The following is a 25,650-nucleotide window of genomic DNA, read 5'->3' as shown; positions in this document are numbered from 1 at the left end:
CTGGTCTCAGTCTACTAATGGATCAAATTTACAAAAAATAAAATGCCAAGTGACAGAGGTAAACGCGCTCAAGGGCGGTCGACTCTGAAATGCATTGGCTGGGCAGCCCATATCCGTAGGACCGAGCGGTGTAAACCTGTCACAAAATTATAACGGATTGAATCATGAGAGGGTGACGGCATGCTGAATAATCCCCCCCATGGCCCTGAATAACCCGCTGATTTACCCGGTCTTTCACTGGATTTCACTCCCTTGGCAACAACCGAGGCCCGCTAAATACGCTTAACACGCGTCTCTTTAGTTATTTGCTGGGGAGCTTAAAAGCTCAGCATATTTTTTCATGTATTCTTCCCCCATCTTACGAGAAGTAAAAACTTCCAAATAGCGCTCCCTTGCAGCTAGTCCAAAACGCTCAGCGAGCACTGGCGACTCCCATAGCTGCGTCATCGCTGCCCGCATTGCAAGTGCGTCCTTGGGTGGCACCACAAGGCCGGAAATCTGGTGCTGATTGATGTAGCTGGTCCCCGTGCCTATTTCGCTGCATACCATGGGTTTACCAAACATGGATGCCTCTAAGAGGCTTATACCAAACGCCTCCGAGCGAAGGTGTGATGGAAAAACCACCGCGTAGCAGGCGGCCAATAAATTGACTTTTTCCTGCTCACTCACCTGCCCAATGAAGTGCACATGATGCAGCTTCCTCTCGGCTGCCACCCTCATCAATTCCTGCTCCAACGGCCCGGCGCCTACTATCAAGAGAGGCCAGTCTCTGCCCTCAACTGCCTGAAGCAAAAACTCTAATCCTTTGTAATAACGCAACACTCCGACAAATAAGAAGAAACGGCCACGTTGCAACTTTAATTCAGCCACTTTTTCTGGCTGAACCGGTAGATACATAGACTCTTCCAGGCCGATCGGGATTGCGCTGGTCTTATTCGGATATTTCGCTAAAATCGGCGAACTTTTCAGGTAGTTTGGGCTCGTGGCTACAATAGCATCAACACTATTTAGAAATGCATTTTGCAAGGGCGTATAAAAGCATTTTAGTACTTTCTGGCGAACAATATCAGAGTGATAAGTTACGATCGTTGGTTTCTTCAGGCGCGTGGCAAAATGCACGACGTCCATAAACGGCCACGGAAAGTGGTAATGGATAATATCCGCTGACTTGCCGAGCTCAGCAAAAACCTTGAAAGAAGACAGCGAGACACCCGTAGATGCCAGATTAAAGTCTTCCTTGGCATGAACCAGTCGATAAGCCGGTCCTTCCTCCGACGACGCCCCTTCCGGTGCTAAAGAAAGCACAACGTTTTCACACCCTTGCTGACTTGTTGCATGGGTTAGATGGCGAATAAACATTTCCACGCCCCCATGTTGGTGGGCGGCAAAGGTTTTGTAAAAATGTAGTATCTTCAAACAGCACCTATATCGGCTTGAGGAACATCTTGCATAGATGTCAGCTCATTCGCCTTTCGTTTCGTAGACGTCGTAAAATATTCAAACGGACGTGGTTTTCAAATAGCATTGCGCTGGTATCTGCATCCGCAGCGGAGCTCTTTTACTATAATGAATTCAATGGGTAAGCAGAGCCCTTCGCCTTCACGTAGGCCTTTAGGGTTTCCTGCGCGCAACGCGACCAGGAAAATTCACTCGCGCGGATCTTGCCGTCGTAGGCCATGCGGGTACGCAACGCCGGATCCTCTATAAGTTCAGAGATGGCCGTCGCCAGTACCGCAGCATCTTCGACGTCGAATAACCTGCAGGCGCCATTGGAAAATTCGGCCATTGAAGTTCCTGCCCCACAAATAACGGGTACACCGCTGGACATGGCTTCTAGTACGGGCAAGCCGAATCCTTCATAAATGGATGGATAGATGAAGGTAGCAGCACCCGCATAGATAAATGGCAAGTCGTGTGAACTAACATATTGAAGAAAGCGAACTTCGCCTTTCGCTTGCATCGCCAAGATGCGATTGATCAAATCCGCATTCCGCCAGCCTGGTGCGCCGGCAATGACCAAAGGCCAATGGCGACGAAGTACCTCGGGCAGGCGATCCCATGCATCCAGCAATACGGAAAGCCCCTTACGCGGTTCAATTGTTCCCACAAACGCCAAATAGCGACCATGTACCAAGTCATACTTGGCCAACACCGATCTGGTCGCCTCTTCATTACGTGCTATAAAGCGGGAATCGGCGCCAAGATAGATAGCTGTCACCCGATCAGGCGCTACGCTGAATTGCTCAATCAACTGCGCGCGCACAACTTCTGAGTCAGTAATAACGAAATCCGCACGGTCGAGCGTGCGCGGGAGCTGGCGATTCAACCAGGCCACTCGCTCCGCTGGGTGGAATTCAGGATGACTGACGAATGAGAGGTCATGAATGGTGGTTACGCTAGGGCCGTCATGAGGTTTGAGAATGAAATTGGGCTCGTGATAGACAAAGTCTCGACGCGTACGGCTACCCTGCTTGAACCGCGATTCAGACCACGCCGCCTTGAGGCGATAAGCCAAAGGTAACGAGCGTAGAGAACTGCGTAGTTTGCTCTTCCATCCGCCATTGGGGCTGACGACGGGGGCAGGCTGCGTGAAGCAGTCGTGCCCCTTCAAGACCTCTGAAGCGGGAGAGAATCTATCACCGTTAAAACAATCCACGGCCTCGATAACCTCGAGCGTGTTAAATTCTCTCAGCAAGTTGAGCGTGTAATTGCCAATACCGGTCAAGGGAGGCCGCAACGACTCCGTGCCCATCATCACTTTCACTATTCAGCCACCACACGCAAACGCCAGTCAGCCAGCAACGAAGCCAGGGTGTCTTTCAGCGGGGTAGCTGGTTGCCAGCCGAGCACGTTGCGGATGCGGTCACAGTTACCCACCGCAAACGGAATATCAGACGGCCGCAAGCGCTGTGGGTCGAGCTCCACGGAAATACTGGCGGCGCTCTGACTGATCATCTCATCAAGAATATCGCGAATTTTGCGCGCCTGCCCCGATGCGATATTGAACAGCCGTGGATGATCACGACCATCGCTCAATTCCAGCAACTGCAAGTAAGCGGCACACACATCACGCACATCGAGAAAATCACGGCAAGCTTCAAGGTTGCCGACTTGCATGATAGGGGCCTGTTTGCCACTTTCGATCAGCGCAATCTGGCGAGCAAACGAAGCGGTCACAAAGTCGGGCGACTGGCCGCTGCCGATGTGATTGAAGGGCCTCGCAATGACACCTCGAACGCCCTGCTTGAAGTATTGCTCAAATGCCAACTCCGCAGCCAGTTTGCTGGCGGCGTAAGGGTTCATCGGCAAGCACGGGCTACTTTCGTCCAGCGCTACGCCGGCCTTAAAGACCTCTCCGTACACTTCCGAAGAACTGGCAAACACGACGAATGCATCCGGTGCCTTCTGCTTAATGGCTTCGAGCAGATTCAGGCTACCAATCACATTGGTATTCCAGGTCAGCAGAGGGTCGCGAAAACTGGTCGGCACATGGGAAATGGCGGCCAGGTGGATAATATGGGTTGGGCTTAACCGCTCCAGCGTCGCTGCACAAGCGCTTGGATCTCGGATATCCAATACAACCTGTTCGACACCTGCACGGGGTGACACGCTAGGCGTAGTACAAGCACAGCTTACTCGGTAGCCTGCAGCCAATAGTTGGTCGAGCAGTACTTTACCGACAAAGCCATTAGCTCCGGTCAACAGAACATGTTTCACCGCAATTCACCTTTGGCCTGAATAACATGAGTAGGACGGAGCGGGTTCGAACACGAACCCGCCCGCTTACAACGCAAGTGATTGCGCTTTTGGCCTTAGAACGAAAAGCCTTGTTCGTTACGGCGCAGGTCTTCCTGCACCATCATCCGGCACAGTTCCTCCAGATTGGTTTTTGGCTCCCAACCCAGTTTTGCCTTAGCTTTTGCCGGGTCGCCGATCAGCAGTTCCACTTCAGCCGGGCGGTAGAACTTCGGATTCACCTGCACCACCGTCTTGCCGCTTTCTGCGTCAATCGCGTGCTCTTGGTCACCCTCGCCTTTCCAATCGAGGTTGATATCGACAGCTTTGAAAGCCAGCGATACAAAATCACGTACCGTTTCAGTACGGTTGGTCGCCAGAACAAAGGTATCCGGTTCATCGGCTTGCAGCATGCGCCACATACCTTCCACGTACTCTTTAGCGAAACCCCAATCGCGCTTGGCGTCCATGTTGCCCAGCTCCAGGACGTTCAGCTTGCCCTGGGTAATCTTGGCCACGGAGTCGGTGATCTTGCGGGTTACGAACTCACGACCGCGCAGTGGCGACTCGTGGTTGAACAAGATACCGCTGGCACCAAAGATACCGTAGGACTCACGGTAGTTGATGGTCATCCAGTGCGCGTACAACTTGGCAACGCCATAGGGGCTGCGTGGGTAAAACGGCGTGGTTTCGATCTGCGGAATCGCTTGAACCTTGCCGAACATCTCCGAGGTAGAGGCTTGATAGAAGCGCACTTTCGGGTTAACGATACGGATGGCTTCCAGCAAGTTGACCGCGCCAAGACCAGTGATTTCGGCAGTGGTCACCGGCTGGTCGAAGGACACGCCCACGAAGCTTTGGGCCGCAAGGTTGTAAACCTCGGTGGCTTCGGTGGTCTGCAGCAGGCGAATGCTGGAGGACAGGTCGGTCAGATCGTATTCAACCAAGTGCAGGTTAGGGTGCTGGGTGACACCCAGCTCATCCATGCGCCAAAAGTTGACAGAGCTGGTACGGCGGTAGGTGCCGTAGACGGTATAGCCTTTTTCCAGCAAGAGCTGAGCAAGGTAGGCACCGTCTTGGCCGGTGATGCCGGTGATAATTGCTTTTTTCACGTGTAGCTCCCTATTAAGCCTGTATGTAACCTGAAATTCTGGATTTGTCCCCCTAACAGAGGGGGCATTTTCATAAAAATGCGAAGCATCATCACTGGAAGATGGAATGCTTCAGTTGATGGGCACTCTGCTCCCACGTAAGCCAAGGCATATTTACTGAGAGTGGATGTTCACCCGCATTAAAAAGCACTAACCACTCTCTTACGCACTGCGCCAATGCGTTTGGTGCGAGCCCTTCGAAATAGAAAGCATGATCACCTGCGACCTCTCGAAACACAGGGATATCACGTGCAATCATCGGCACGTGATGCTGTGCTGCCTCGATCAGCGGTAGACCAAAACCCTCACCTTCAGATGCGGCAATCAAGCAAGTGGATACGCCATAAACTTTTTCCAGGTACTCATCACTGATCCCTTCAAGCCAAAAAAGTCGCACGTTCAGAGCTGGGTGATTTTCGATTGCGCTGATCAAAGAGTCGACCAGCCAGCCGCGCTTCCCAACAATTACCAAGTTCGCGTCAACATCCTCAGCCCACAGCGTCTCAAAAGCAGCGATGGTCTGTGCATGCCCCTTACGGGGCTCAATAGTACTGACCATCAAAAAGCTGGGGCGTGCCTGCAACTGAGCGAGCACATTCTGAGCATTTTTTGGAAACCCAATCGACGGCATACTGCTAGCAATGTCGGCACCCAAATGGAAGCTTTTGACGTGAGGCCCACCATCACAACGAGCGGGTGGATTATTTGCAATCCATTCTCTTAACTCTTGGGCAACTGCCTCGGAAATGCAAATTAGCCCCGCTCCGACATCCGTTATTCGTTTTAGCCAATTTGTAAAATAATCCGCAGTCGGTGCCGGCCACCAATCCGGCCTCTGCACAAGCAGAAGGTCATAGACGATGAAGTTGACATCGACTCCGGCAGATCGCATTTGCGCATGCAGAGGATAAAGCTCGTCGGCCAAATGCATCGTCAGATCGAGCGACAAGTAGATATCGCCTTGCACATAATCAATCGGCGCGTCGGCCCCGCCTGCGCCGTCGGCACTTGCCGAAAAGACGCGAGCGACGAACTCATTGGCATAGAAATACCCACCCGCACGATAGAAAATTGGCCGAACAACAAGCCCTGCAGGCGGAGAATTAAACAGTTCCTGTAAAAGACTGCGAACCACTCGCTGTATACCCGACTTTGCGTCCGACTGAACGATGCTGGACACGTCTAAGAGCAGTTGCTTTTCAGCCCCTCCCAGCATGTTGAACGCTATACTTTTCGCTACTTGAACAAGTTGACTATCGGTGGGCCTAGCGTCAGGTAAACGCCCCAAGTTCTCAAGCAACGCCTGCTGTGAAAACTCATACTGTATTATTGGGTTTACCTCACTTACCACTTGTTCTAAAGCAGCGATAGCCTTGAGCGCGGACTCATCCCAGGAAAATTTTGCTGCTTGAATCTCGGCATGCTTTACCAACCTTTGCCGCAATGAGTCACTTTTCAGTACTTCACTGATCTTATCGGATATCGATGCTACCGACAGCGGATCAAAAAGCGCCTCGTCCAGACCAATAACCTCAGGCACACTGCTGCAATTGGAGCCAATAACCGGTGCTCCGCAAGCCATCGCTTCCAATACCGGCAGGCCAAAGCCTTCATGGGTGGAAGGAAAAACAAATAGCGATGTCAAGGAGTAGAGCGCGATCAGATCCTCGTCCTCAACATAACCTGTTAAGACCAGCTCGTGAATTTCGAACCCGAACTTCTCTTTGAGATCCAACAACTCGATCCGCTGCTGTTCATGCAACCTGCTGGCGATTACCAACTGATAATGCGATCTGAGCTCAGGTTTAAGCCTACTATAAGCCTCGAGCAAGCGAGCGAAGTTTTTCCGCGGATCAAAGCCGCCAGGCGCGTATAAAACAAACTTTTCTTGCACGCCCATTCGCTGGAGAAACTTATCAGCCTCTTGCTTCGAAAAAACCCGTGGATAAAATTGCGCTCCGATCGCAGCGGAAATATTCGGGACATTTTCTCGCGACACATTTAAATACTCTACCGCCTCATCGCTAGACGATTGAGAAATGGCAAGCAGAGCATCTGCACGCTCTAGCCAGCCAATTTTTTTGCTGTAATAGTCTCGGAGCGCCTGTGTCGGCAAATACACATCTTTGTTTAGCAAGGGTATTAGGTCATAAAGAACAACCGCCGTTTTGTGGCTGTTAGCGATCGCCCCTACGGACGTCACTGCGCCGGCACCCGGGTCTTCAAAGAGGCTGCTGATCAACACCACGTCGGGCTCAAGCGAGCGAATAAACTCTTCCCTGACTATCTCTGCTGCACATAGCACCCAGGGAGAGTCTAAGTCATCAGGCACGTCAAATATGCGAATTCGCTCTTTGGGAATTAGCGCCGAAAAAGCGTTCCGGATGTCCAAAATGCTTTCCGGCATCCTCGCGTTAAGAACGATCCATATTTCATGATCACCCGCGTTTTTAGCGATAGCTAATGCCAAAGAAAGCGAATAACGGCCAATACCACGAAACCGGCTTTCAGACTGAGCGCCCTGAAGATCAATAACTATCCTCATCAGTAAGTACCCTTACGCTCTATAACTGCTTTCAGCTCAGAATAAACCCTGGATACTCGAGGGCTCAGCGCTGCCACAGTGACCTCGACTGGCGTTGCAGACGTCGCTTGCACATTCGTTGACGGCTGCGGCGCTGGCCCTGCAACAAGTCCGCGATGTACTGCGAACTGCCTTAAATGTCCCCAGAAACGTGGATATTTCTTCACAACGTGGTTAAGCCGTTGATGAACAGCCGGCCGACGAAGTACGAAACGTAGCGCCCTCATCAAAACTGAGCGCACCACGAATTTTACGGCGCGAAAGGGCAGCTTGACCAACCAGGTTCCTGCTCTCATACAGAGGCGCAGCGGCGAAGTAACTTTCCAGGACGTGCTTTTGAGCAATGCATTCACGTGCTCTTCGTGTGCGACTGCTTTCAACCACCAGTGATGAGTATCGGTCATGGCAGCATCGAGGCGGTGGCTGAGCGCATGTATCTGGGCTTCAAGCTCGCCTACGCGCGCGCGATGGGAGTGGTGATCCGCTTCCAAGTGACGCTTGTGCTCTTCCGAACGCAGAAGCTGTTCAGTCAGGGTCTCCACCTGCAAACCGAGATGCCTGGGATGACCTTCCAGATATTCAACCTGCGCGTGAGCCCCTTCAGCGTCCACACGCAGTGAATCACGCTCCATCTCCAGTTCACCAGCGCGATGCTCCAGCCCCTTGATCTGATCCTCAAGGGCTATTCGGCGCTGTTGCTCCATTTCGTATTGCAGCGCAACCTGCTGATGCCCTTTATAAAGCTCCAGCAATTCGTTAGTTGCCTGCCTGGCTTGATCACGCAATACGTCGTTTAACGCTTCAGCCGACAGGCGCTTGAGTTCCGCCTGCGTTGCGCGATTTATACTCTCCCGCAATGCTATTTCAGTCTCCTGGCTGCGGCGCTCGGCTGATTGAATCCGAAACCCCGCCTCCTGGAGTTGAAGGCGTTGTTGCTCAGCAACGGTTTCGCTGTAGATCGCACGGCGCTCGAAATCCCTCACCCCCCCTTGGGCATCAAAAGCGATTTCGGCGACCTGCTCCAAGCGACTTCGCACTTTTTCAAGTTGCGCTTCCATTTCGTAACTATTCCCTAGCAATTTGCCATCTAAGTTTTTTATATAGCCACTGTGCTGACCAAGCGCTTCTTCAATCGCTTGCATCCAAAGATCTTCTGTCTTTTCTGCACTACCATCAGCGGATGCTTCACTTAAAGCATCCAGATGCTCAAGCATGAGTCGGAAGCTCCATTGCTGTACCGGCACCACCCACAATCCCGTTGCCCAGCTACGAAAAGGCTGCGGCAAGTTAAATGGCGCGATCGTGATTTGCCGGATAGGCGCCGGATCAACAACGTGCCCCGTTGCCAACTCATGTACAAAGACCATAAAGGACAAATAAATATTATGAGGCCAGACACAGTCTTTGAAATCTTCAGATATCGCACCATAGTCTATAACCCGCGCACCTGAATCCGGTGTGACGACGATATTCCAAGCACGAAAATCACTGTGATACAGCCCAGCAAGCTCAAGCTTTGTCAGTTGATCCAATACTTCTCTGAGTACCTTCTTTCGGTCTAAGGACGGATCATTCAATACATCGAGCAAAAGGTCGCCCTGGAACCTCTGCATGACCACCCAGCCTTCGCTTTCACTTTCAGAACTTGCAAAGACCTCGGCAACCGGGTATTCCAGCGGTGCGCTGGTCAAAAATGCTTTTTCTCGATGAAACTCGACACGGTTGTGTTCGGCACGCGTCCCGATGAAACGATAAAGTTTAACGACTTCTCGTTCGCTGAAAAAATAACGACGTGTTCCCTCATGCGTATTTTTTGCTAACGCGTGGGACTCGGTGCTCCACGTATCAAACTTCCCCGCTTTACCCTCCACGGTCCAGTAATGGTTACTGGCGAAATACAAAGGGCGCTGCACACTGGTCAAGTGGGTCTGACAGCGAGCCATTTCACGAACACAATGGACAGACTCCAACAACACCATAGGGTCTTCAGGCTGGGAAGTTGCCCAATACAAGTCGCCCTCTCGCAATGCAATCTCAAGAATCAGCGCACCACACATCTCAGCAGCACGCTGAAAAAGCCGCTTGACCTCGTCAATACCACGCTCATGAATGACGTGATGAAAAACACTCAGCCCCAACACGAGGTCGTATTGCCCAGACTCAAGACGGTCAATAACGTCCTCAACACGTCCTACTTCAAAAACGGCGTCCAATTCGGAATGCTCGTCTGAAAGCGCCGAACATACGTCGACATTCTTATCGAGAAAGTCCACACCTCGAACCGACGCGCCTCGGCTGGCAAGGCTAAGACTGAAGTAGCCTTGGGCACAGCCCAAGTCCAGCACTTTAAGGGGGCGGCCGAGATGGGCTTGCAGCGCCTCATAAATGCCAACGATAACGTCCAGCCTGTCTGCACACGGCCGTGACACATGATCAGAAAGGTCTGAATGGCCAAAGATCGGCTGATAAACTTCAGGTAAATCGGCTACCAATTGTTCAATCATTTACAACAACCTCAACGCCTAACGCATCCTGATACTCAACATTAAACGTTGCGCCCATATCAGAAATCCCCCAAAACTGAACAGCCCTGCTGATTTTCAACATAACCGAATCATAACGCCGATCCAACGGTATTAGGTCGCCTGCCAGCGGGTCACCGGACGACACACCAAACGACACGAGAAAGTCTCCGGCATTCAAATTGAGCGGGAGAGAAAACTTAAACATCCTGATATCACCGGCTTTCACTGAAATGACCGCCTGACCCCGGCTCGACACAAAGGAGTTAGTCCCGTACAAAAAGATGCCGTCCAGCGTCTTGATCAAAAACCCGGGCACGACACTTTCAAAATCCGCATCAAACTTGACCTTGAAATAAAAATCACCATTGGAGTTGCTTTCGATACGTGACGGAAAACGCTCACCGTCAACGATCAGCAAATAATCCAGAATCGAAGCACCGCCATGTCCCCATCGGTATTCAGATGGGTTGTACCCACCACGGCTGGCAAACACATCGCTGGTGTTCAAGAAGTCTTCATGAACGAGGCCTGGGCTGGCGACATCGGCTTGGTGCCCTGCGCCTTTTTTCTTGCCAAACAGCTCATCCAGGTAACGGTTAGTGACCTCCCGAGAAGGGCCGTCAAGCTCGACGTGGCCATTCTTCAACAAGATAGCTCGTTCACAATGCCGAACAATGTCATCAGCACTGTGCGAGACCAGAATCAGGGTCATGCCCTCATCGCGATATTGCTTGATGCGCTTAAAACACTTGGCTTGAAAGTAACTGTCGCCGACAGAAAGGGCTTCGTCGACGATGAGGAGATCGGGTTTGAACGCTGTCGCTACTGCGAAAGCAACACGCATTTGCATGCCGCTGGAATAGGTTCTCACCGGCTCATCAAAGTACTCACCGATTTCGGCGAAGGCCTCGATATCTGGCATCGCCTCCTCGATCTCGAATGCGCTGAACCCCATCAAGCCTGCTGAGTGATATACGTTCTGGCGCCCACTCAGTTCCGGAGTGAACCCCATGCCTAATTCTAAAATGGCAGCGATACGCCCATTGATCTGCACACTGCCCTCTGTGGGTTGCAGTGTACCGGTGATCATTTTGAGCAACGTGGATTTACCCGCACCATTCTGGCCCACAATGCCAATAGACTCGCCAGGGCGTATTGTAAAATTCACCCCCCGCATTACCCAGTGCTCTTCACTGGGTTTTATTGGCAAGCCAAACCAACGACCGATGCGTTGAAACTCTGAGGCATAAACGCGGTAAGCCTTGCCCAGGTTGCTGACACTTAAAAGGCTCATAGCACATCCACCATTTCTGGCGCAGCACGCCTGAACATCATTAAGCCTAACAACATCAACAAGATCGCAATAACCGTAGGAACTATCAGCCCATCGAGGTTCGGCATCCGCGCGTGTACCAGCGCGTCATGGTAAGCAGTGACAACGGGGTACATGGGGTTGTAGTCCATCAAGCCTTTGAAATCGTCGGGAATAATGTTGTCCGGGTAAACGATCGGGGTAAACCAGAACCAGGCCTGCAGGACAATAGGCACAACTTGGCCGGTGTCGCGTACAAATACATTCAATATACCAAGCACCAGGCCAATACCCACCGCTAAGGCAGTGACGACGACCGTCAGCGGTATGACCCACAGAATTTGCACGCTCAGTGACTGACCGAGGAGCGCAAAAACCAACAACAATGCCACGAAGAGCAGCCCGTAGTTGAGCAAGCAGGAACCCACCGTAATCACCGGCAAAGTGATGCGCGGAAATCGCATTTTCTTCATCAGGTTTCCCTGATCGATGAATAGCGTCAAGCAACGACCGATGATTTCAGAGAACAGGCTCCAGGCCAGAACGCCGGCCATCAGATAAAGCGCATAGGCATATTTATTATCAATACCCGGCAACTTCGCCGCCAGCACGTTGGACAGCACCAGCGCATAAATCGCAACCTGCGCCAGCGGGTTAATAATCATCCACAGCCCGCCCAAACGACTTCGGGCAAAACGGGCAACGAACTCATTACGAATGGACGACCAGACGAAGCCGCGGTACTCCCAAAGGCTTCTAAACAACCCCAACATCGCTGACTCCTGAAAAAAAGGTCAGGCGTACGCCTGACCTACTGCAACACCTACCACCGGCTCCAAACCCTCATGCTTCAAGCATTAAGAGTGCAAAACACGAGCCACTAGCCATATCTCTTCGGGCGCCTGATCAGCCAGCAACCCGGCCGTAGATATCCTCAAACCGGACGATATCGTCTTCACCTAGATAATCGCCGCTCTGCACCTCGATCAACACCAGATCGATAACACCTGGGTTCTCCAGGCGATGGGTATGACCTGCCGGGATGAACGTTGATTCATTTGTGTTGAGCAAAAATTCGCGATCGTTGTTAACAACGCGCGCCATGCCGCTCACCACAATCCAATGTTCGCTCCGGTGATGGTGCATCTGGAGTGACAGCGATGCTTGGGGCTTGACCACAATGCGCTTGATCTTGAAGCGCTGGTCTTCTTCCAGTGTCGTGTAAGCGCCCCAAGGACGGCGGACCGTGGTGTGATCGAGGTGCGAGCAATGCCCGTTCTGCTTCAACTGCGCCGTGATCGCTTTGATGTCTTGTGCGTGGTCTTTGTGTGCGACCAGCAGTGCATCCGGCGTATCGACGATGATCAGATCCTCAACCCCTACCAACGCTGCCAGACGACGCGGGCTACGCACGTAGTTATTGGAGGAGCCGTGAAAAATGACTTCACCCTCAACACGGTTACCTTGCTCATTAGCTGGCGACAGCTCGCTCATGGCGTTCCAAGAGCCGATATCACTCCAGCCGATATCACAAGGCACCGTTGCTACCTTGCTTGAGCGTTCCATCAGTGCGAAGTCGATGGAAATATCCGGAACCTTGGCAAAGCTCTCGGGCTCCAGGTGCAGGCTGCGATGGCTGGTGCCAGTCATCGTGCCGGAACCTGCCAGGCACAGGTCTACGGCACTGGATACATCCGGTGCGCAGAGGGCCATTTCTTCAATCAGGGTACCGGCGCGGAAACAGAACATGCCGGAGTTCCAGAAGTACTCACCTGACGCCAGATAGCCTTGGGCAGTTTCCAGGTCTGGCTTCTCGACGAAGCGCTTGACCTTGAAGCCTTTGCCGAGGGGGCTGTCGTTGTCTTTCTGGATATATCCGTAACCGGTTTCCGGAAACTCCGGCTTTACGCCAAACGTCACCAGCCAGCCATCTTTGGCCAACGCGGAGGCGGTAGAAACCGCATCGGCAAACGCCGCTTGATTTCCGATCAGGTGGTCAGCTGGCAGCACCAGCATGATGGCATCTGCCCCGTGAGTGCGCGCAACTTCTTGAGCAGCCAGCGCAACGGCCGCTGCAGTATTACGCCCAAAGGGCTCAAGAACAAAACTGAGGTTCGTGAATTGAGGTGCTTGTGCGCCGTATTCATCGAGCGTTTTGAAATAGAGATCACGATTGGTGATCGTCAGCACTTCGCTGACTGCGTCCAGCGCCAAGGCACGCCCGTAGGTTTTGCGAATCAGATTTCCGCCATCCGGCAATTCGATGAATGGCTTAGGATGCGCTGAACGAGAGACAGGCCACAGGCGGCTGCCCGCACCGCCGCAAATAATAACTGGAACAAATGTCACTTTTTGTAGCTCCTTTACGTACTGCAACTTCATGTCGACTGCCGCTCTCGCCCCCTCGGCGCGACAAATTCGAAAACAAAGTAGCGTAGAGACTTTCAGCTATATAAGGTCAGATCGCAGAGGCGCTTTGGGGGAAATAGAGTATTTTTCGTACAAATTAGCCTTAATATTCTTAATTATATTGTCATTTATGTCTAGGACAACACGGATTAATCCGACAGCTAAAGCTATTTTTCTTCTCCATAAAAACGCTTTCTGCCTGAAACGTGTCACTTTTCTTCCCGACACGCTTATTCACCCGCTCAACCGGCGTCGAAACCTTTAGCCCACCCTGGTACAGACCTTTCGCAGATGCTGTCGTTTTTCAGTGTGCGACTCTGACTCCACCGCAGCTCAGAAAATTCCCTCAATAATTACCGAAACGTGCCGATACCCCATCAAAGCCTTGCGGATTGAACAATCATGCGTAATAACCAACCCGTTACCCAGCGCGAACGTACCTTCCCCGCTCAGCAACGGTTGATCTCCACCACAGACGCCAAAGGTGTGATCACCTACTGCAACGACGCCTTTGTCGAAATCAGTGGGTTCACCCGTGACGAGTTGATCCGTGCCCCGCACAACCTGGTGCGTCACCCGGATGTGCCGTCGGCCGTGTTCGCGCACATGTGGTCCACGCTCAAACAAGGCTTGCCATGGATGGGCATCGTCAAGAACCGCTGCAAGACCGGCGATCATTACTGGGTTAACGCCTATGTAACGCCGGTTTTCGATGGCAACCAGGTGATCGGCTACGAATCGGTGCGCATCAAGCCCACCGCCGAGCAGATTCGCCGGGCCGAAGCGCTCTACCAACGCATCAACCAGGGCAAGTCGGCCGTGCCTCAGCGCGACAAATGGCTGCCGGTGCTGCAAGACTGGCTGCCTTTTATTCTGGTCAGCCAGCTCAGCTTCATGATCGGTGCGTCGCTCAACTCCCACTGGGGCTTTGCCCTGGCGGCGGGGCTGTCGGTGCCACTGGGCCTGCTGGGCCTGAGCTGGCAGCAACGCGGCCTCAAGCGTCTGCTGCGCCTGGCGGAGCAGACTACGTCCGACCCGCTGATCGCGCAGATGTACACCGACAGCCGTGGCGCACAAGCGCGGCTGGAGATGTCGATTCTCAGCCAGGAGGCGCGTCTGAAGACGTGCCTTACTCGCTTGCAGGATACGGCCGAGCACCTCAACGATCAGGCAGCGCAGTCCAACACCCTGGCGCACAACAGCTCCAGCGGCCTGGAACGCCAGCGCGTGGAAACCGAGCAGGTCGCCACCGCCGTCAACCAGATGGCAGCGACAACCCAGGAAGTGGCCAGCCACGTGCAGCGCACGGCGGACGCTACCCAGGAAGCCAATCGCCTGACCGGTCGCGGTCGCGACATCGCCGGGGAAACCCGTGAAGCGATCCAGCGCCTGTCGGTCGCCGTGGGTGAAACCGGTGTAACCGTCACCCAGCTGGCCAAGGACAGTGATGAAATCGGCGGCGTGGTGGACGTGATCAAAGGCATCGCCGACCAGACCAACCTGCTGGCATTGAACGCCGCCATCGAAGCCGCCCGTGCCGGCGAAATGGGCCGTGGCTTTGCAGTGGTGGCTGACGAAGTCCGTCAACTGGCGCAGCGTACCGCCGAGTCCACCGGGCAGATCCATGCCCTGATCGCCAAACTGCAGCAGACCGCCGCTGCCGCCGTGCAAACCATGGACGCCGGGCATCGCCAGGCCGAAGAAGGTGTGGCGCGCGTGATGGAGGCGGATCAGGCGCTGGTGGGCATCAGTGAAGCGGTGGCCAACATCACCGACATGACCACGCAGATTGCCGCCGCCACTGAAGAGCAAAGCGCCGTGGCCGAAGAGATCAGCCGCAATATCAGCACGATTGCGCTGTTGGCGGATCAGACCTCGGAGCAAGCGATGAACTCGGCGCAGTTGAGTGAAGAGCTGACGCATACCGCAAATACCCAGTATTCGCTGGTGGAGCGTTTTAACCGGTAAACCGCTATCGCGGGCAAGCCCGCTCCCACATTGGATGGGGTTCACATATTTCTATTTGTGAATACATTCAAATGTGGGAGCTGGCTTGCCGGCGATGAGGCCCTAAAGGCCGGCGAGAAACTCGGAGACCTTCAGCGCCGCAGCCTCCAAATGCTGCTCATGACTAAACCCCGAAGCCTTCAACGGCTTCAAATCATGATCCCCCGCCACCAGCCACATCACTTCGATGCTCGGCGACAACGCATACCCCTCCACCGCCGCCCGATTGCCCAGCGCATCGCGCTCACCCTGCACAATCAACGTCGGCGTCTTCAGACCGGCCAGATGCTCAGTGCGTGGTTTCTCGGGTTTGCCCACCGCGTAAAACGGATAACCCAGGCACACCAACCCGTCTGCACCCAATTCATCCGCCAGCAAACTGGCCATTCGCCCGCCCATGGACTTGCCGCCAACGGCCAGTGGGCCAGCAACATGGCGTCGCACCTCGGCATACACCTCGCGCCAGGCTTGCAATAGTTTCGGCGCCGGATTCGGCGGACGTTTGCCGCCGTCCAGGCGGCGCTGGGCCATGTAGGGGAATCCAAAGCGCAATACGTTCACGCCATGCCCGGCAAGGCGTGCAGCCATGTCGTTCATAAACCCCGAGTCCATGGGCGCACCGGCACCGTGGGCCAGGATCAGCGTCACAGGCGCACGCGCGCTGGAACCCGTCGCCGCATCCCACAACCAGCCGCGCTCGCGCACACACTGCGCCCATTGATCCCCGTCAATACTGGCCTTGTGCTCTTTGCCCATGCTTGCCTCGCTTTTTAGTCTGCCTATAACTCCAGCCCAAGTGCCGCATTGGCTTGGGTTGAACCGTGGATGGGGAACCATGAACACTACTTTAAGTACCGCCTATAACTACAAGGTGGTCCGCCAATTCACCATTATGACGGTGGTGTGGGGCATCGTCGGCATGGGGCTCGGGGTTTTTCTCGCTGCCCAATTGGTTTGGCCTGCACTCAACTTCGATTTGCCCTGGACCAGCTTCGGCCGCTTGCGCCCGCTGCACACCAACGCGGTGATCTTTGCCTTCGGCGGCTGCGCGCTGTTCGCCAGCTCGTTTTACTCGGTGCAGCGCACCTGCCAGACACAGCTGTTCGCGCCGAAAATCGCCGCGTTCTGCTTCTGGGGCTGGCAGCTCGTCATTCTATTGGCCGCGATCAGCTTGCCGCTGGGCTACACCAGCTCCAAGGAATACGCCGAGCTGGAATGGCCGATCGACATTCTGATCACCATCGTCTGGGTGGCCTACGCCATCGTGTTCTTCGGCACGATCATGAAGCGCAACACAAAGCACATCTATGTCGGCAACTGGTTCTTCGGTGCGTTCATCATCACCGTGGCCATTCTGCACATCGTCAACAACCTGGAAATCCCGGTCAGCCTGACCAAGTCCTACTCCCTCTACGGCGGTGCGACGGATGCCATGGTGCAGTGGTGGTATGGGCACAACGCGGTAGGCTTTTTCCTCACCGCCGGTTTCCTCGGGATGATGTATTACTTCGTGCCTAAGCAAGCCGAACGTCCGGTGTATTCCTATCGCCTGTCCATCGTGCACTTCTGGGCGCTGATCACCCTGTACATCTGGGCCGGCCCGCACCACTTGCACTACACCGCGTTGCCGGATTGGGCGCAGTCACTGGGCATGGTGATGTCGCTGGTACTGCTGGCCCCGAGCTGGGGCGGCATGATCAACGGCATGATGACGCTGTCGGGCGCCTGGCATAAGTTGCGCAGCGACCCGATCCTGCGCTTTTTGGTGGTGTCGCTGGCGTTCTACGGCATGTCGACCTTCGAAGGGCCGATGATGGCCATCAAGACGGTCAACGCCCTCTCCCACTACACCGACTGGACCATCGGCCACGTACACGCCGGCGCGCTGGGCTGGGTGGCGATGATTTCCATCGGCGCGCTGTACCACATGATCCCCAAAGTGTTTGGCCGCGAGCAGATGTACAGCCTCGGCCTGATCAACGCGCACTTCTGGCTGGCCACCATCGGCACCGTGCTCTACATCGCCTCGATGTGGGTCAACGGCATCGCCCAGGGCCTGATGTGGCGTGCGGTCAACGAAGACGGCACCTTGACCTACTCCTTCGTCGAAACCCTGGTGGCCAGCCACCCTGGCTACATCGTGCGACTGGTGGGCGGTGCAGTGTTCCTCAGCGGCATGTTCCTGATGGCTTACAACACGTGGCGCACCGTGCGCTCGGCGCCATCGCTGCAAGCCGCCGAACCCGCCACCGCCGCGCAAATGGCCTGAGGAGTCCGTGATGAAACACGAAACGATTGAAAAGAACGTCGGCCTGCTGATGCTGCTGATGGTGCTGGCCGTGAGCATCGGCGGCCTGACCCAGATCGTCCCGCTGTTCTTCCAGGACGTGACCAACAAGCCGGTCGAAGGCATGAAGCCCTACACCGCGCTGCAACTGGAAGGCCGCGACATCTACATCCGCGAAGGCTGCGTGCAGTGCCACTCGCAGATGATCCGCCCGTTCCGTGCCGAAACCGAACGCTACGGCCACTACTCGGTGGCAGGCGAAAGCGTGTGGGACCACCCGTTCCTGTGGGGCTCCAAGCGCACCGGGCCAGACCTGGCCCGCGTCGGCGCGCGCTACTCGGACGACTGGCACCGCGCGCACCTGTACAACCCGCGCAACGTGGTGCCGGAGTCAAAAATGCCGGCCTACCCATGGCTGGTCACGGCACCGGTCGACAGCAGCCACACCGAAACCAAGTTGAAAGTGATGCGCACCCTCGGCGTGCCCTACACCGACGACGACATCAGTGGCGCCGTTGCCAGCCTCAAGGGCAAGACCGAGATGGACGCGCTGGTTGCGTACCTGCAAGTGCTCGGCACTGCCATCAAGAGCAAGAGGTGAGCCATGGGATTTGAATTTGACGCGGGCACCATCCGCGGCCTTGGCACGCTGGTGGTCGCCATCGCTTTTATCGGCCTGTCGCTGTGGGTGTTCAACAACCGGCGCAACGCGGAATTCGAGCAGGCCCGCCTGCTGCCATTTGCCGATGAACCTACTCCATCCGACGCTCAAGAAGAGCCTGCAACAAGGAGCACTCGCCCATGACGACCTTCTGGAGTACATGGATCTGCGTATTGACCCTCGGCAGCCTGATCGGCCTGACCTGGCTATTGATCGGCACCCGCAAGGGCGAAACCAAGGGCAGCGTCGACCAGACCATGGGCCACGCCTTCGACGGCATCGAGGAATACGACAACCCGCTGCCGCAGTGGTGGTTCATGCTGTTCGCCGGCACCCTGGTGTTTGCGGTCGGTTACCTGATCCTCTACCCAGGCCTGGGTAACTGGAAAGGCGTGCTGCCGGGCTATGAAGGCGGCTGGACCCAGACCAAGGAATGGGACAAGGAAATGGCCAAGGCCGACGCCAGGTTCGGGCCGATCTTCGCCAAATTCGCGGCCATGCCGGTGGAAGAAGTCGCCAAGGACCCACAGGCACTGAAAATGGGCGGCCGCCTGTTCGCTTCCAACTGCGCGGTGTGCCACGGCTCGGACGCCAAGGGCGCGTATGGCTTCCCCAACCTGGCGGACAACCTCTGGCGCTGGGGCGGCTCGGCGGAGGCGATCAAAGCGACGATCATGAATGGTCGCCACGCGGCGATGCCGGCCTGGGGTGAAGTGCTGGGCGAAGACGGTGTGAAGAACGTCGCCGCCTATGTGCGCCACGACCTGGCCGGGCTGCCCTTGCCGGCCAACAGCACCGCCGACCTCGCCGCCGGGCAAGCGGCGTTCAGCACCACCTGTGTCGCCTGCCACGGTCCGCAAGGCCACGGCGTGGAAGCCATGGGCGCGCCGAACCTGACCGAGCCTGCCGGTTTCATTTACGGCACCAGCCTGGCGCAGCTGCAGCAGACCATCCGCCACGGCCGCCAAGGCCAGATGCCCGCGCAGGACGTGCTGCAAGGCAATGACAAAGTGCACCTGCTTGCGGCCTATGTGTACAGCTTGTCCCATAACGCTGATGGCGCAACGCCAGAAAGCCCAGCCGAGTAACCGCAGACTGCCGCCCCAACCCGGGGCGGCAGCCCTGTGTCTCTAAGCGACCAAGTGTCGCACCCCTCCCCGCCCCAACTTTCCCCTGCTGCCATTCGGGTCTACGCTTGCCCAACAGTGACCGGTTTTGGCGTATCAGGCGACTGCCGTTGCGACCTGAAAAAATTCCTGTCCACTCGATCAGCTTTCGATTTCTGATTTTGTCCTTACGCCAAACATGGAAAGGGCGCAGAATCTGGCCCGGAACGCATTGATACAGGTCAGCCATTGCGTTGCAATGGCCCCTCGGTTTGTCCATACTTGCGGCCGATTTCAACTATAAAAAAACCTAAACCGTGGAACCTTAGAATGAGCACAGCAATCAGTCCGACTGCTTATAACTATAAGGTAGTCCGCCAGTTCGCCATCATGACGGTGGTCTGGGGGATCCTTGGCATGGGGCTCGGGGTGTTCATCGCCTCGCAACTGGTTTGGCCGGAATTGAATTTCGGTTTGCCATGGACGACCTTCGGCCGCCTGCGCCCGCTGCACACCAACCTGGTGATTTTCGCCTTCGGCGGATGTGCATTGTTTGCCACCTCCTACTATGTCGTGCAGCGAACCTGCCAGACGCGACTGATCTCCGACGGCCTCGCCGCCTTCACCTTCTGGGGCTGGCAAGCCGTGATCCTCGGCGCCATCATCACCCTGCCGCTGGGCTACACCACCACCAAGGAATACGCCGAGCTGGAATGGCCCATCGCCATTTTGCTGGCCATCGTCTGGGTGACCTACGCCGTGGTGTTCTTCGGCACCATCGTCAAGCGCAAGACCAAGCACATTTATGTGGGTAACTGGTTCTACGGTGCCTTCATCCTGGTCACGGCGATGCTGCACATCGTCAACCACGCGTCCTTGCCGGTGAGCTGGTTCAAGTCCTATTCGGCCTACGCCGGGGCGACGGACGCGATGATCCAGTGGTGGTACGGCCACAATGCCGTGGGCTTCTTCCTCACCACCGGCTTCCTGGGGATGATGTATTACTTCGTGCCCAAACAGGCCGAGCGTCCGATCTACTCGTATCGCCTGTCCATCGTGCACTTCTGGGCGCTGATCACCCTGTACATCTGGGCCGGCCCGCACCACCTGCACTACACCGCGCTGCCTGACTGGGCGCAGTCGCTGGGCATGGCGATGTCGATCATCCTGCTGGCCCCCAGCTGGGGCGGCATGATCAACGGCATGATGACGCTCTCGGGCGCCTGGCATAAATTGCGCACCGACCCGATCCTGCGCTTTTTGGTGGTGTCGCTGGCGTTCTACGGCATGTCGACCTTCGAAGGGCCGATGATGGCGATCAAGACCGTCAACTCGCTGTCCCACTACACCGACTGGACCATCGGCCACGTCCACGCCGGCGCGTTGGGCTGGGTGGCGATGATCTCCATCGGCGCGCTGTACCACATGATCCCCAAACTGTTCGGCCGTGCGCAGATGCACAGCGTCGGGCTGATCAACGCGCACTTCTGGCTGGCCACCATCGGCACCGTGCTCTACATCGCCTCGATGTGGGTCAACGGCATCACCCAGGGCCTGATGTGGCGTGCGATCAACGATGACGGCACGCTCACCTACTCCTTCGTCGAAGCGCTGCAAGCCAGCCATCCGGGCTACATCGTCCGCGCCCTGGGCGGTGCGTTCTTTGCCAGCGGCATGCTGTTGATGGCCTACAACGTCTGGCGCACCGTGCGTGCCTCCGACCCTGTAGAGGCTGAAGCCGCCGCCAAGATCGCCGTTGTGGGAGCTCACTGATGAAGCATGAAGTAGTCGAGAAGAATATCGGCCTGCTGGCCTTCTTCATGGTCATCGCCGTGAGTATCGGCGGCCTGACCCAGATCGTTCCGCTGTTTTTCCAGGACGTGACCAACAAGCCGGTCGAAGGCATGAAGCCGCGCACCGCGCTTGAACTGGAAGGTCGCGACGTCTACATCGCCAACGGTTGCGTGGGCTGCCACTCGCAGATGATCCGCCCGTTCCGTGCCGAAACCGAACGCTACGGCCACTACTCGGTGGCCGGTGAAAGCGTGTGGGACCACCCGTTCCTGTGGGGTTCCAAGCGCACCGGCCCGGACCTGGCCCGCGTCGGCGCACGTTACTCGGACGACTGGCACCGCGCGCACTTGTATAACCCGCGCAACGTGGTGCCGGAGTCGAAAATGCCGGCCTACCCGTTCCTCGTGGAAAACAAGCTCGACGGCAAGGACACCGCCAAGAAGATGGAAGTCTTGCGCACCCTGGGTGTGCCCTACACCGATGAAGACATCGCCGGTGCAGCCGCAGCCGTGAAGGGCAAGACCGAAATGGACGCACTGGTGGCCTACCTGCAAGGCCTTGGCACCATCATCAAAAGCAAACGGTGATCTGCATGGATATCGGGATGATTCGTGGCCTGGGCACCGTTGTGGTGATGGTGGCCTTTATCGGCCTGGCGTTGTGGGTGTTCAGCCCCCGCCGCAAGTCGGAGTTTGACGACGCAACCATGTTGCCTTTTGCGGATGACCCCGAAGCCATCAAGCACGTCGAGCAAGCGTCTAGGAGTAACAAAGAATGACTACGTTCTGGAGTCTGTACGTCACAGTCCTCAGTCTGGGTACCATCTTCGCCCTGACCTGGCTGCTGCTGTCGACCCGCAAGGGCCAGCGCACCGAGCAGACGGACGAGACTGTCGGCCACTCGTTCGATGGCATCGAGGAATACGACAACCCGCTGCCCAAGTGGTGGTTCATGCTGTTTGTCGGCACCATCATCTTCGCCCTCGGCTACCTGGCGTTGTACCCGGGCCTTGGCAATTGGAAAGGCCTGCTGCCGGGCTACAACTACCTCGACAACGACAAGCAAACCCCCTTCGCCAACGGCCAGACCGGCTGGACCGGCGTGCACGAATGGGAAAAGGAAATGGCCAGGTCAGACGCCAAGTTCGGCCCGATCTTCGCCAAATTCGCCGCGATGCCGATTGAAGACGTTGCCAAGGACCCGCAAGCCTTGAAGATGGGCGGCCGCCTGTTCGCCTCCAACTGCTCGGTGTGCCACGGCTCCGACGCCAAGGGCGCCTACGGTTTTCCCAACCTGACCGACGCCGATTGGCGCTGGGGCGGCGAGCCGGCGACCATCAAGGAAACCATCATGAAAGGCCGCCACGCGGTGATGCCGGCGTGGGCCGAAGTTATTGGCGAGCAAGGCGTGGCTGACGTGGCAGGTTTTGTGGTGACCAACCTCGACGGTCGCAAACTGCCGGAAGGCGCGAAGGCCGATGTGGCCAACGGCGCGAAACTCTTCGCCGCCAACTGCGTGGCCTGCCACGGCCCTGCCGGTAAAGGCACGCCGGCGATGGGCGCGCCGGACCTGACGCACCCGGGTGCATTCATCTACGGTTCGAGCTTCGCGCAGCTGCAGCAGACCATTCGTTATGGCCGTCAAGGCCAGATGCCTGCGCAGGAGTTGCTGCAAGGCAACGACAAGGTGCACTTGCTGGCAGCCTATGTTTACAGCCTGTCCCATGGCGACAAGCCGGCTGAAGAGCAGTAAGACACACAAGCAAATGGTACGAGGGGCTTGCCCCCGATAGCGGTGGTTGAGTGACAGTTGTATCAACTGACATGCCGCAATCGGGGGCAAGCCCCCTCCCACCTTTTGAGCGCACTGCACTGCCTGCAAATCTGCAACACAGCCAAAACCGACCATACTTCACAAGTCAATTGATCCAGATCACTTACACCATCAATTGATTTCCCCCAACGCGACCAAAGGTCGCACCCGTGCAGCACTGCCGCAGGCGTATCATTACGCCACTGCAAGAGCCTATTTTTGACCCCGGTTGGCACGTACTGGCCGAGGCAAATCTCCACCGCCGTGGGATGCAATGATGAGCAACCAAATACCGGTACATGACGTTACCCCGCCTGCCAAAAACGCCAGTCAGTCCGTCGACCTGTATGCGTCGCGAGAGAAAATCTACACCCGCGCCTTCACCGGCTTGTTCCGCAACTTGCGCATGCTCGGCGGCGCTGGTTTGTTCCTGCTGTACTTCGGCACCGTGTGGCTGAACTGGGGCGGGCATCAGGCGGTTTGGTGGAACTTGCCGGAGCGTAAATTCTTCATTTTTGGCGCGACTTTCTGGCCCCAGGATTTCATTCTGCTGTCGGGCATTCTGATCGTGGCCGCCTTTGGCCTGTTCTTTATCACCGTGTACGCCGGTCGTGTGTGGTGTGGCTATACCTGCCCGCAAAGCGTGTGGACCTGGATCTTCATGTGGTGTGAAAAGGTCACCGAAGGCGACCGCAACCAGCGCATCAAGCTCGACAAAGCGCCGATGGGCGCCAACAAGTTCCTGCGCAAATTCAGCAAGCACACGCTGTGGCTGTTGATCGGCTTTGTCACCGGCATGACGTTTGTTGGCTATTTCTCGCCGATCCGCGAACTGGTGTTCGACTTCTTCACCGGCCAGGCCGATGGCTGGTCGTATTTCTGGGTCGGCTTTTTCACCCTGGCCACCTATGGCAATGCCGGCTGGCTGCGCGAACAGGTGTGCATCTACATGTGCCCGTACGCGCGCTTTCAAAGCGTGATGTTCGACAAGGACACCCTGATCGTTTCCTACGATCCACGCCGTGGCGAAGTGCGTGGCCCGCGCAAAAAAGGCACCGACTACAAGGCCCAGGGCCTGGGCGACTGCATCGATTGCACGATGTGCGTGCAGGTGTGCCCTACCGGCATCGACATCCGCGACGGCCTGCAAATCGAGTGCATCGGCTGCGCTGCGTGTATCGACGCCTGCGACAACATCATGGACAAAATGGAGTACCCGCGCGGCCTGATCAGCTACACCACCGAGCACAACCTGTCGGGGCAGAAAACCCATAAATTGCGCCCGCGCCTGATCGGTTACGCGCTGGTATTGCTGGCAATGATCAGCCTGTTGGTCGGTGCATTTTTCATGCGCTCGCTGGTCGGTTTCGACGTCAGCAAAGACCGTGTGCTGTTCCGTGAAAACGCCGAGGGCCGGATCGAAAACGTCTACAGCCTGAAGATCATGAACAAGGACCAGCGCGACCACACCTACGTGCTCGACGCTTCGGGCCTGCCGGACCTCAAGCTGCAGGGTCGACGCGAGATCAAAGTGGCGGCCGGGGAAATCCTCAGCCTGCCGGTCGAGCTGTCCAGCGCACCAGAGCAACTGCCGTCGAGCACCAACGAGGTGACCTTCATCCTCAAGGATGCCGATGACGACAGCGTCCACATTGAAGCCAAGAGCCGATTCATCGGCCCACAAGTTCGTTAACTAGAGAGCACGACAATGCCCGCAGCTACTGCCGCAAGCCCTTGGTACAAGCACCTCTGGCCGTGGATCATCATTGGGATCCTGACCTGTTCGGTGACCTTGACCTTGTCCATGGTGACCATTGCGGTGAAGAACCCGGACAACCTGGTCAACGACAACTACTACGAGGCCGGCAAAGGCATCAACCGCTCCCTGGACCGCGAACTGCTGGCCCAGACCCTGCAACTGCGCGCCGCGGTGCACCTGGACGAACTGACCGGTGAAGTCGACCTGCACCTGACCGGCAACAGCAACCCGACCACGCTGGAGCTGAACCTGATTTCTCCGACCCAGCCGGAGAAGGATCGCAAGATCAATCTGGCCCGCAGCGACAGTGAGCCGGGCCGCTACATTGGCCAGGTCACCGACAAGGTCGAAGGCCGGCGCTTTGTGGAATTGCTCGGTGTCGAGGGCGACAGGACCTGGCGCCTGTTCGAAGAGGAACAGGTCAGCCACGACAAGGACTTGCTGCTCGGTGATGAGCCGTTGCAGGGCGCTGAAGACCTGAAGAAGTAATAAGCCTGCGCTTCGCGCA

At 56.1% G+C, this 25,650-nt stretch carries 21 protein-coding genes; 11 read left to right on the top strand and 10 right to left on the bottom strand.

The annotated features are described in order from the left end of the window. Positions 1–297 precede the first annotated feature (297 nt). From AC19YS_RS03390 to AC19YS_RS03350, 9 genes are all read right to left on the bottom strand, one after another. The gene (locus AC19YS_RS03390; RefSeq protein WP_200622705.1) at positions 298–1,416 is read right to left on the bottom strand and encodes a glycosyltransferase; all 1,119 of its coding nucleotides are present in this window, start codon (positions 1,414–1,416) and stop codon (positions 298–300) included. A 145-nt stretch (positions 1,417–1,561) separates the two neighbouring features. Next, positions 1,562–2,755 (bottom strand): glycosyltransferase family 4 protein, encoded by a 1,194-nt coding sequence (locus tag AC19YS_RS03385; RefSeq protein ID WP_234452459.1) that lies wholly within the window; start codon positions 2,753–2,755, stop codon positions 1,562–1,564. Positions 2,756–2,763: 8 nt separating this feature from the next. Further along, the gene (locus tag AC19YS_RS03380) at positions 2,764–3,717 is read right to left on the bottom strand and encodes a GDP-mannose 4,6-dehydratase (RefSeq protein WP_200622708.1); all 954 of its coding nucleotides are present in this window, start codon (positions 3,715–3,717) and stop codon (positions 2,764–2,766) included. Positions 3,718–3,812: 95 nt separating this feature from the next. Further along, positions 3,813–4,847, bottom strand: a complete 1,035-nt coding sequence (gmd, locus tag AC19YS_RS03375; protein WP_500600918.1) for a GDP-mannose 4,6-dehydratase — start codon at positions 4,845–4,847, stop codon at positions 3,813–3,815. 91 nt (positions 4,848–4,938) lie between these two features. Further along, complete coding sequence (locus AC19YS_RS03370) at positions 4,939–7,431, bottom strand: glycosyltransferase family 4 protein (protein WP_200622713.1); 2,493 nt, start codon at positions 7,429–7,431, stop codon at positions 4,939–4,941. Beyond that, positions 7,431–9,974: a class I SAM-dependent methyltransferase gene (locus tag AC19YS_RS03365; RefSeq protein WP_500600916.1), complete on the bottom strand. Its 2,544-nt coding sequence runs from the start codon at positions 9,972–9,974 to the stop codon at positions 7,431–7,433. The genes AC19YS_RS03370 and AC19YS_RS03365 overlap by 1 nt, the downstream gene beginning before the upstream one ends. Further along, the gene (locus tag AC19YS_RS03360) at positions 9,967–11,289 is read right to left on the bottom strand and encodes an ABC transporter ATP-binding protein (protein WP_200622717.1); all 1,323 of its coding nucleotides are present in this window, start codon (positions 11,287–11,289) and stop codon (positions 9,967–9,969) included. The genes AC19YS_RS03365 and AC19YS_RS03360 overlap by 8 nt, the downstream gene beginning before the upstream one ends. Next, the gene (locus AC19YS_RS03355) at positions 11,286–12,080 is read right to left on the bottom strand and encodes an ABC transporter permease (protein WP_119742162.1); all 795 of its coding nucleotides are present in this window, start codon (positions 12,078–12,080) and stop codon (positions 11,286–11,288) included. The genes AC19YS_RS03360 and AC19YS_RS03355 overlap by 4 nt, the downstream gene beginning before the upstream one ends. A 133-nt stretch (positions 12,081–12,213) precedes the next feature. Further along, complete coding sequence (locus AC19YS_RS03350; protein WP_119742160.1) at positions 12,214–13,656, bottom strand: mannose-1-phosphate guanylyltransferase/mannose-6-phosphate isomerase; 1,443 nt, start codon at positions 13,654–13,656, stop codon at positions 12,214–12,216. A 462-nt stretch (positions 13,657–14,118) separates the two neighbouring features. Here AC19YS_RS03350 and AC19YS_RS03345 point away from each other — a divergent pair, with 462 nt between their 5' ends. Beyond that, the gene (locus tag AC19YS_RS03345; RefSeq protein ID WP_106576354.1) at positions 14,119–15,684 is read left to right on the top strand and encodes a methyl-accepting chemotaxis protein; all 1,566 of its coding nucleotides are present in this window, start codon (positions 14,119–14,121) and stop codon (positions 15,682–15,684) included. Between the two features lie 102 nt (positions 15,685–15,786). Here the strand turns inward: AC19YS_RS03345 and AC19YS_RS03340 are convergent, their stop codons facing one another. After that, positions 15,787–16,479, bottom strand: coding sequence for an alpha/beta family hydrolase (locus AC19YS_RS03340; protein WP_500600914.1), 693 nt, complete (start codon positions 16,477–16,479; stop codon positions 15,787–15,789). Between the two features lie 79 nt (positions 16,480–16,558). Between AC19YS_RS03340 and ccoN (AC19YS_RS03335) the strand changes: the two genes are divergently transcribed. The 10 genes from ccoN (AC19YS_RS03335) to AC19YS_RS03290 all read left to right on the top strand — a co-directional run bounded on the left by ccoN (AC19YS_RS03335) (position 16,559) and on the right by AC19YS_RS03290 (position 25,631). Next, positions 16,559–17,992: a cytochrome-c oxidase, cbb3-type subunit I gene (gene ccoN / locus AC19YS_RS03335; RefSeq protein ID WP_106576352.1), complete on the top strand. Its 1,434-nt coding sequence runs from the start codon at positions 16,559–16,561 to the stop codon at positions 17,990–17,992. 10 nt (positions 17,993–18,002) lie between these two features. Continuing rightward, positions 18,003–18,611 (top strand): cytochrome-c oxidase, cbb3-type subunit II, encoded by a 609-nt coding sequence (gene ccoO / locus AC19YS_RS03330; RefSeq protein ID WP_065909614.1) that lies wholly within the window; start codon positions 18,003–18,005, stop codon positions 18,609–18,611. Between the two features lie 3 nt (positions 18,612–18,614). Further along, entirely contained in the window at positions 18,615–18,815 is a 201-nt protein-coding gene (locus tag AC19YS_RS03325) for a cbb3-type cytochrome oxidase subunit 3 (RefSeq protein WP_106576350.1), read from the top strand. Then, entirely contained in the window at positions 18,812–19,759 is a 948-nt protein-coding gene (gene ccoP / locus AC19YS_RS03320) for a cytochrome-c oxidase, cbb3-type subunit III (protein WP_106576349.1), read from the top strand. Before AC19YS_RS03325 ends, ccoP (AC19YS_RS03320) begins: the two co-directional genes overlap by 4 nt. 348 nt (positions 19,760–20,107) lie before the next feature. Continuing rightward, complete coding sequence (gene ccoN, locus AC19YS_RS03315) at positions 20,108–21,550, top strand: cytochrome-c oxidase, cbb3-type subunit I (RefSeq protein ID WP_106576348.1); 1,443 nt, start codon at positions 20,108–20,110, stop codon at positions 21,548–21,550. Further along, the gene (gene ccoO / locus AC19YS_RS03310) at positions 21,550–22,158 is read left to right on the top strand and encodes a cytochrome-c oxidase, cbb3-type subunit II (protein WP_078738505.1); all 609 of its coding nucleotides are present in this window, start codon (positions 21,550–21,552) and stop codon (positions 22,156–22,158) included. Before ccoN (AC19YS_RS03315) ends, ccoO (AC19YS_RS03310) begins: the two co-directional genes overlap by 1 nt. 5 nt (positions 22,159–22,163) lie before the next feature. Then, a complete protein-coding gene (locus AC19YS_RS03305) occupies positions 22,164–22,349 on the top strand; it encodes a CcoQ/FixQ family Cbb3-type cytochrome c oxidase assembly chaperone (protein WP_003193169.1) in 186 nt (61 codons plus the stop codon). Then, positions 22,346–23,323 (top strand): cytochrome-c oxidase, cbb3-type subunit III, encoded by a 978-nt coding sequence (gene ccoP, locus AC19YS_RS03300; protein WP_106576347.1) that lies wholly within the window; start codon positions 22,346–22,348, stop codon positions 23,321–23,323. Before AC19YS_RS03305 ends, ccoP (AC19YS_RS03300) begins: the two co-directional genes overlap by 4 nt. Before the next feature lie 337 nt (positions 23,324–23,660). Further along, entirely contained in the window at positions 23,661–25,076 is a 1,416-nt protein-coding gene (gene ccoG, locus AC19YS_RS03295) for a cytochrome c oxidase accessory protein CcoG (RefSeq protein WP_106576346.1), read from the top strand. A gap of 15 nt (positions 25,077–25,091) precedes the next feature. Beyond that, a complete protein-coding gene (locus tag AC19YS_RS03290) occupies positions 25,092–25,631 on the top strand; it encodes a FixH family protein (protein ID WP_106576345.1) in 540 nt (179 codons plus the stop codon). The last annotated feature ends 19 nt before the right edge of the window (positions 25,632–25,650 follow it).

This window comes from Pseudomonas sp. MF08831 (assembly GCF_059862645.1).
The sequence above is the reverse complement of the archived record's forward strand: the minus strand, read 5'-3'. Positions and strand labels throughout refer to the sequence as shown.